3 protein-coding genes are annotated in these 1,766 nt (G+C 67.1%); 2 read left to right on the top strand and 1 reads right to left on the bottom strand.

Going from position 1 to position 1,766, the window contains the following annotated elements; translation table 11 throughout:
- The coding region (locus JF597_RS55315; protein WP_294014868.1) for a TetR/AcrR family transcriptional regulator at nucleotides 1-469 on the top strand (469 nt) is incomplete at its 5' end.
- 357 nt (nucleotides 470-826) lie between these two features.
- Nucleotides 827-1,231: a hypothetical protein gene (locus JF597_RS55310; RefSeq protein ID WP_294014866.1), complete on the top strand. Its 405-nt coding sequence runs from the start codon at nucleotides 827-829 to the stop codon at nucleotides 1,229-1,231.
- Here the strand turns inward: JF597_RS55310 and JF597_RS55305 are convergent.
- Nucleotides 1,213-1,766 (bottom strand): YrhB domain-containing protein (locus tag JF597_RS55305; protein WP_294014863.1); only part of this gene is annotated, 554 nt, incomplete at its 5' end. The genes JF597_RS55310 and JF597_RS55305 overlap by 19 nt on opposite strands.

The raw sequence follows: 1,766 nt of genomic DNA, 5'->3' as shown, positions 1-1,766 counted from the left end.
CACGTTCGGCGGCAAGCAGGAGCTCTACCTCGCCGCGCTGCGCCGCTACCTGGAGCAGCGGTCCCAGCCGACGTTCCAGCGCCTGGCTGAGGACGAGCGGGGACTGCCCGCCGTCTCCGAGTTCTTCGCCGGCCTCATCGAGGCACGCTGCTCGGGCGAGTACGCCCGCTGGGGCTGCATGGTCTCCAACGCGCACGCCGGAGCGGAGAACAGCGACCCGGAGGTGCGCGCCGTTCTGGACCAGCACCACCAGGAACTGCGTGGTGCGATGTACGCGGCGCTCGTCACCGCCGGGCGCCAGGGACAGCTGTCCTCCGGCGCGGATCCCGGCGCCTCCGCGGACCTGCTGGCACTGCTTGCCTACGGCGTCAACCTGCGCTCACGCGCCGGCGCTGACGCCGCGACACTGCGCAAGACGGTGTCCGCCGCCCTGGACTCGATCGGAGTCCGGGCGGCGGCATCGACGTAGGTGGAACTGGCTCTCGACCGGGGTTGGTTGCAGGTCAGCTGCCGGGCCTTGGGCAGGGGCACCGCGAGCGTTGGCTGGACGGCGGGCTGCCGAACGTGAAGGACGTCAGGGCCTTGGTCCTCTGGACCCAGGAACGAGGTCTCATCTCGTCCTTCTCATGGGATTGCAGATCACGCGAAGGACCGGCTACATCGGCAGAAGTCGGTGTCTCGCGTTCGTGAACCCACGCATCATGGTCGTCGGTGGGTTCATTTGCGATAGGACGAGTGCGGCGGGTGTCTGAAGACGAACGGGCGGCTTTGGCCGAGCTGTGGCAGCAGCGTTGGCCCAGTTGCCCTCCGGTTGGGTACAAGCTCCGTGATCCTGGAGCGTTACAACACCGTCCTCGACGAGTTGTTCGCTGGTGCGGACGTGTATGTGATCACACCGCTCTGGACGACCGAAGCCGAGGTCCCGTCATCGCAAGCCGTCACCGGGTATTGGCAGAGCCTGTTGGTGGAGGACGACCCTGACCCTGAATTCCGCACGTACTGCCACCTCTTCGCCACCCGCCGGCCCTGGTGGCGTGGCTGCATCGACGAGCTGCTCCGAGACATCGCCGACGAAAAGGTGGCAGGAGCCCTTATTGCCGACACCCGCATGCAGCGCATCCACTACCCCTACGACGGTGGCGCCGACGTCTTCCTCGCCACGTCCGAGGAACGGGACCGGATGCGCGATCGGCATGCCGACTGGCTTTCCCGTCACCCCTCGGGTCTCTGACCCGCTCGGATCACCGCCCCGTTCAGAACAGTCTTCACCCCAAGTACCGGGTTGAAGGGCTCGACGAGTTCCTTGGCGGCAACGGCCACCAGGCGCGCGGGCGCATTGCCGTCCAGCAACGCGGTCACGTATTCGATGGCCTCCGCGGGCGAGAACATCGGCAGCCTCTGGCGCAGTGTCCGCACGGCGTGCATGCGTCCGCGCGCAGCGGCGACTCCACGCAGCGCATCGTGCAGGTCGTCTACCGCGGTGCGCACCGGCAGCCCACGTATCCGGGCCCGGTAGTCGGTCTCCCACTCTCCGGTTTTCGCAGAGACGACGCCGATCTCGTGCAGTCCCCCATCGACGCGGTCGACCAGGTACGGCCCGTTGCCCACCAGCATGTGCCCAGGGGTCCGAGTGCGTACGAACTCCTCGGACTGCCAGGAGACGATCCACACCAGCTCATGCTCCTCGACGTCGACCACAGCCATCCGCACCGCGTGCACACTCACAGCCCGCCACTGCTGATAGTCACGCTCCAGCTGTTCTTCGA

This window comes from Streptomyces sp., assembly GCF_019510245.1.
In the GTDB taxonomy this organism is placed as follows: domain Bacteria; phylum Actinomycetota; class Actinomycetes; order Streptomycetales; family Streptomycetaceae; genus Streptomyces.
The sequence above is the reverse complement of the archived record's forward strand: the minus strand, read 5'-3'. Positions and strand labels throughout refer to the sequence as shown.